This window comes from Fodinibius sp. SL11, assembly GCF_052060035.1.
Taxonomy (GTDB): domain Bacteria; phylum Bacteroidota; class Rhodothermia; order Balneolales; family Balneolaceae; genus Fodinibius.
The window spans coordinates 119,297-125,458 of the sequence record NZ_JBPOEA010000007.1; the positions used below are offsets into that span (position 1 = coordinate 119,297).

Annotated in this window: 6 protein-coding genes; 5 read left to right on the plus strand and 1 reads right to left on the minus strand. The window is 42.7% G+C overall.

The genetic code is table 11. The features are described 5' to 3' along the window. The first annotated feature begins 3 nt into the window (after positions 1 to 3). Entirely contained in the window at positions 4 to 459 is a 456-nt protein-coding gene (locus tag ACQ76V_RS10080) for a DUF4112 domain-containing protein (RefSeq protein ID WP_441000371.1), read from the plus strand. A gap of 281 nt (positions 460 to 740) precedes the next feature. Here the strand turns inward: ACQ76V_RS10080 and recG are convergent, their stop codons facing one another. Further along, positions 741 to 2,810, minus strand: a complete 2,070-nt coding sequence (gene recG / locus ACQ76V_RS10085) for an ATP-dependent DNA helicase RecG (RefSeq protein WP_441000372.1) — start codon at positions 2,808 to 2,810, stop codon at positions 741 to 743. A 198-nt stretch (positions 2,811 to 3,008) separates the two neighbouring features. Here recG and rpsL point away from each other — a divergent pair, with 198 nt between their 5' ends. The 4 genes from rpsL to ACQ76V_RS10105 form a co-directional block, all read left to right on the plus strand. Next, on the plus strand, positions 3,009 to 3,380 hold the full coding sequence (gene rpsL, locus ACQ76V_RS10090; protein ID WP_095607485.1) for a 30S ribosomal protein S12: 372 nt from the start codon (positions 3,009 to 3,011) through the stop codon (positions 3,378 to 3,380). A gap of 36 nt (positions 3,381 to 3,416) precedes the next feature. Further along, the gene (gene rpsG, locus ACQ76V_RS10095) at positions 3,417 to 3,884 is read left to right on the plus strand and encodes a 30S ribosomal protein S7 (protein ID WP_441000373.1); all 468 of its coding nucleotides are present in this window, start codon (positions 3,417 to 3,419) and stop codon (positions 3,882 to 3,884) included. Between the two features lie 26 nt (positions 3,885 to 3,910). Next, the gene (fusA, locus tag ACQ76V_RS10100) at positions 3,911 to 6,064 is read left to right on the plus strand and encodes an elongation factor G (protein ID WP_441000374.1); all 2,154 of its coding nucleotides are present in this window, start codon (positions 3,911 to 3,913) and stop codon (positions 6,062 to 6,064) included. A 21-nt stretch (positions 6,065 to 6,085) separates the two neighbouring features. Then, on the plus strand, positions 6,086 to 6,162 hold a 77-nt coding region (locus ACQ76V_RS10105; protein WP_441000376.1), incomplete at its 3' end, for a hypothetical protein.

Consider the following 6,162-nt stretch of genomic DNA (forward strand, 5'->3'; position numbering starts at 1 on the left):
TAGATGACTGACAAGAGAAATAGCAATACACAGTTTGCCAATCTCTTAGACAGTAAATTCAAAATACCCGGCACTAACATTCGATTTGGCATTGATCCGCTATTGGGACTGGTACCCGGTGCCGGCGACTGGATAGCGGGTGTAATATCGCTCTACTTTTTGATCCGGGCAGCGATGCAGGGTGGGAAAGCATCAGTGCTGGCGCGTATGTTCGTTAATATATTGCTGGATGTGCTTTTAGGTTCGGTACCCGTCTTAGGAGAGATCTTTGATGTCTACTGGAAGGCCAATATCAAAAATGCGGAAATTCTTCAAGAACTGGAACGCGATCCTGATCGTACCACCACTGATAGCAGGTTCTTTATTTGGTTTTTGGTAGTGCAATTCATCGTTCTGATTATAGGGATGTTATTTTTGATAACCTGGTTGATTGCTGAGGTATTTGCCTTACTATTTTAATCAGTAGCTAACCAACTTTTTCCAGTGCTCTTTTTTTATAGCCGAAATATATTCCGGCAGACAACATAATTAAGGTAGTGGTAATACCAACCATTCCTAAAAAGGGTGTTTCCGAGATGCGTATTAGAATCTTAGCAGCAAATGTGCATAAAGCCCCATCACTGACCAGTATATTAGGCTAAAATGAAGGTCATACCAGTAGTTTCTATGTCAAATAGTTCAACTAAAGTTTTATCCGATTTATATCTTCAACATTTTATAAAATGTTGAAACGGATGTTATTAAGCCGTGCCGTAAAATTTACTTTTTTCTTTATAATAGGGGATAAAGACTTTTCTGAGTTCACTATGTGTTGGCTGCTGTAGGTCAGGATCTTGGTTCATGATTTTCCACGCAGCCGATTTGGCCTGCTCCAGAATCCACTGGTCTTCCACAATGTCAGCGACGCGAAATTCCGGAAGTCCGCTTTGTTTGGTACCAAGAAAATCACCGGGCCCGCGTAGCTTGAGATCCGCTTCGGCAATTTCAAAGCCATCATTGGTTTGCGCCATTTTTCGCAGGCGAAACTGCCCCTCTTTGCTCACCTTTTGCCCGTGAATCAGAATACAGTAGCTTTGACGCTGGCCACGGCCAATACGTCCCCTTAGCTGATGAAGCTGAGACAACCCGAACCGCTCGGCGTGCTCCACGATCATGATACTGGCATTGGGGACATCAACGCCCACTTCGATAACAGTGGTAGAGACCAGTATTTGAATCTCATTATCAATAAACTGCTGCATCACCGCATCTTTTTCTTCGGATTTCATCTGCCCATGCAGTAGTCCGACCTCGAAATCGGAAAATTGCTTTTTGAGTTTATTATAACCGGCCGTAGCATCTTTAAGATCCATCTTCTCGGACTCTTCTACTAAAGGGTAAACGACATAAGCTTGACCGCCGTCTTTTAATTCTTGCTGAACAAATTCATAGATTTCGGTATGTTTTTTCTGGGGGCGTACAGCCGTTTTAACGGGTTTACGTCCGCCGGGTAGTCCTTTTATGATAGAGATATCGAGATCACTATATAAAGTCATGGCCAGCGAGCGGGGGATAGGAGTGGCCGACATCACCAGCACATGGGGATGGGAACCTTTGGTAAGAATCTCGGCGCGCTGCTTAACGCCAAACCGATGCTGCTCATCGATAACTGCCAAACCGAGGTTGTTAAATTGAACCTTATCCTGAATAACAGCGTGCGTACCGACAACTACATCACAATTACCGCCTTCAATATCCGTAAGAATATCAGTTCGCAGGCTTGCTTTTTGATTTCCAACCAATAACCGAATATTTACATCCAGCGTATCAAGGAAGTTTGAAAGGGTTCGGTAATGCTGCTCAGCAAGGATTTCAGTGGGAGCCATAAACGCTGCTTGGTAGCCGTTATCCAATGCCATTAAAATTGCTCCGATGGCCACAATCGTCTTGCCTGAACCTACATCACCTTGGATAAGCCGGTTCATTTGTTTACCAGATCGAACGTCCTGTTTGATATCAGAAAGAGCTGATTTCTGACCATCCGTCAACTCAAAGGGCAGGTGCTCGCTAAAAAAAGGCTGTGTATATTGGTTGAGTTCCTTAAAGAGAGCCCCTTCATGTCGTTCGATAATTTCATGCTTAGTTTTGGCAACACTTAGTTCAAATAGAAAAAGTTCCTCAAACTTAAAGCGCTTTAAAGCTTGTTTGTATTCCGATTTGGATCCGGGAAAATGAATCATCCGGTAGCTTTCGTGCCGCGGTGGTAGATTATGTTGATTCCGAACCGATTCCGGTAAAAATTCCGGCGGGTGTTCATGTTTTAAGATAACTTTTTGCCATTGGTGTATAAGTTTGCTGGTAATCCGGCGCTTAGAAAAAGCCTTATTACTCGGATAGATCGGCACAATTTGTTTAAGGTCTTTTATATCCGAACTATCACCAATTTTATCCCACTCGGGATGAGCCATCGAAATGTACCGGCCATACCGTTTGGCTTTCCCAAAGAAGGCAACGGCATCGCCTTCAGAAAACTGTTTCTTTATATAATAGCCACCCTTAAACCATACGCCTTTTAGGGATGCAGTATCATCCTGCAAAATAACTTCGAGCCTTTTCTTTTTTCCGTATCCTTTTTGCTGTATTTTTTTGATGCGTCCTACAACGGTCACTTCCTCTCCCTGACCTTTCACCTCTCGAATAGAGATCACTGTTGTGCGGTCTAAATATCGGTGTGGAAACCAATTTAGCAGGTCCAGCAGAGAATCAATTCCACTCTCAGAAAGAGCCTTTAATCGTTTAGTACTAAGGTTTGGAAGATCGACTAATTTCAAAATAGATATACTGATATATTACTTTATACTACTTATTTGAGCTATATTGAGCAACTTTATGGTCCGTTTGCAAACTTAAGAGTCCAAAAGGATAAAAAAAGAAATTAATCGATATTTTTTCTTGCATTAGTAGGTGCAAAATCCTTATCATTGGCAACTCTTGTTCGACCGAAAAAATCAATTAAGCGTTTATAAATCGTGCCTACAATACAACAACTTATTCGCAAAGGTAGAAAAAGCAAGCCGAGTAAAACAACGGCACCTGCCTTGGAAAACTGTCCGCAAAAACGCGGAGTCTGCGTTCGGGTTTATACTACTACGCCTAAAAAGCCAAATTCGGCTTTGCGTAAAGTTGCTCGTGTGCGTTTAACAAATGGATATGAAGTAACGGCTTATATTCCCGGTGAGGGACACAACTTGCAAGAGCACAGTATTGTGCTTGTTCGTGGCGGTCGTGTTAAAGACTTGCCCGGTGTTCGTTATCATATCGTAAGGGGAACGCTCGATACTGCTGGTGTTGAAGATCGTAAGCAGGGTCGAAGTCTCTACGGAACTAAAAAGCCTAATTAGATATAATTGTTGAGTAGGAATTAAACCGATAGGAATATGAGAAGAAAGACAGCAGATAAGCGTGATGTTCAGCCGGATCCCGTATTTGGGGATAAACTGGTGACGCGCTTCGTAAATAACCTGATGAGAGACGGTAAAAAGAATGTTGCCAGAAAAATTCTTTATCAGGCTTTTGAAATTATGGAAGAAGAAACTGGAAATGAGGGCATGGAAGTGTTTAAGGAAGCCCTCAGTAATGTAACTCCAGTTGTTGAGGTTCGCGCACGACGAGTGGGCGGTTCAACATATCAGGTGCCAGTGGAGGTTCGTCCCGATCGCGGTACCGCACTTGGAATGCGCTGGTTAATTTCTGCCAGTAAGGGGCGAAACGATAAATCAATGGCTCGACGATTGTCTCGTGAGTTGTTGGATGCATCAAATAATGAAGGCGGAGCGGTAAGAAAGAAGGACGAGGTTCACCGCATGGCTGAAGCAAATAAAGCATTTGCTCACTTTAGATTTTAAACGATTTACGATACTAATTTATAGTAATGGCTGAGACGAAGACAAAAGAAACAGATCCAAAAATTGTAGACCGGATTAAGCGTACGCGCAACATTGGAATAGCTGCGCACGTTGATGCCGGCAAAACCACGATGACAGAACGGATCCTGTATTATACAGGTATCACTCATCGTATTGGTGAAACTCATGACGGTGCTTCCCAGATGGACTGGATGGACCAGGAGAAGGAACGTGGAATTACAATTACTTCTGCTGCTACACACTGTATCTGGAAAGATCATCGTATTAATATTATTGATACGCCCGGACACGTTGATTTTACCGTTGAGGTAGAGCGTTCGCTTCGTGTTTTGGACGGTATGATTGGAGTCTTTGACTCAGTTGGTGCTGTTCAGCCACAATCTGAAACAGTTTGGCGGCAAGCTAATAAATACGATGTGCCGCGAATGGCTTTTGTAAATAAAATGGATCGTGTTGGGGCTGACTTCTTCAATGTAGTTGAAGAAATGAGAGATAAGCTTAATGCGAATCCGATTCCGATCCAGATTCCAATTGGAGTGGAAGATACATTCCGTGGCGTTGTTGACCTCATCAAGATGAAAGGGATTATTTGGGATGAGGAAACGCTCGGAATGGAGTATGATGAGATTGAAATTCCAGATGACCTTAAAGAGAAAGCCAAAGAGTATCGCAAGCTAATGATCGAGTCTATTGCTGATCATGATGATGCTCTTATGGAAAATTACCTGATGGATCAGGAAATTAGTGAAGAGGAGATTGAGAATGCTCTTCGCGAAGCCACGTTGAACAGAGATATTACTGTTGTCATGTGTGGTTCTGCCCTTAAGAATAAGGGTGTGCAAACGGTACTTGACAAAGTTATTAAGTATTTGCCAAGTCCGTACGATATTCCTCCGATTATGGGTAAGGATCCCCAGGATCACGACAAGAAATTAGAGCGTAAGCCCAGCGTACAGGAACCGTTTTCTGCCTTGGCATTTAAAATTATGACAGACCCTTATGTGGGTAAGTTGACATTCTTCCGTGTATATTCCGGAGAACTGGAAAAAGGTTCGTATATATATAATGCCACAACGGGTGAAAAGGAGCGAGTTGGTCGAATTCTTGAAATGCACGCCAATGAAAAGAAAGATCTCGAAATTGTACGTGCCGGTGATATTGCGGCTGCGGTCGGAGTAAAACAGGTGAGAACTGGGGATTCTTTCTGTGATTTGGAAGACCCAATACTTCTAGAGGATATTACCTTTCCCGAGCCGGTTATAAAGTTGGCTGTAGAGCCTAAATCAAAGGCTGATGCCGAAAAATTGCAGAACGGATTGATTAAATTGGCTGAAGAGGATCCTACATTCCAGGTAAATACTGATGAGGAAACGGGTCAAACCGTTATTGCCGGAATGGGTGAGCTTCATTTGGAAATTATTGTTGATCGATTGAAACGTGAGTTTAAAGTCGAGGCTAATGTTGGTGCTCCCCAAGTTTCGTATCGGGAGACTATTACCTCAAGCGTTACGCACCGCGAAACGTACAAGAAGCAGTCTGGTGGACGCGGTAAATTTGCTGATATGGAGTTTGAAATCGGCCCGCTGGATCATTTTGATGAGTTTGATGAAGAAGATAAGAACGTATCGGTTGATGAAGAAGAAGGATTTAAATTCATCAATGAGATAAAAGGTGGTAATATTCCAACAGAATTTATTCCTTCTGTAGAAAAAGGATTCAAAGAGGCCATGAATTTTGGTATTCAGGCTGATTACCCGGTTGAAGACATCGGGGTTCGCCTGTTTGACGGTTCATATCACGATGTGGATTCTGATCAGGTTAGTTTCGAGCTCTGTGCTAAGATGGCATTTCGTAACTCAACCAGAAAGGCTTCGCCAAAGATTCTTGAACCGATTATGGACGTTGAAGTCATTACTCCCGAAGACTTTATGGGGGATGTGATTGGAGACCTCAATGGACGACGAGGTATTATTGGCAAGATGGATAACAATAAAGAAGGTTCTGTTGTGAAAGCCAAAGTGCCTCTGTCAGAAATGTTTGGATATACGACTGATCTTAGATCAATGACTCAGGGACGTGCAACTTCCACAATGGAATTTGGTGAGTTTAAGATTGTCCCTGACAATGTAGAAAAAGAAATTCTGGAAGAACGATCTTAAACATCATTAACTAATAGTATTATGGCAAAAGAGACATTTCAGCGAAACAAGCCACATGTAAACATAGGAACGATAGGTCACGTAGACCACGGGAAGAC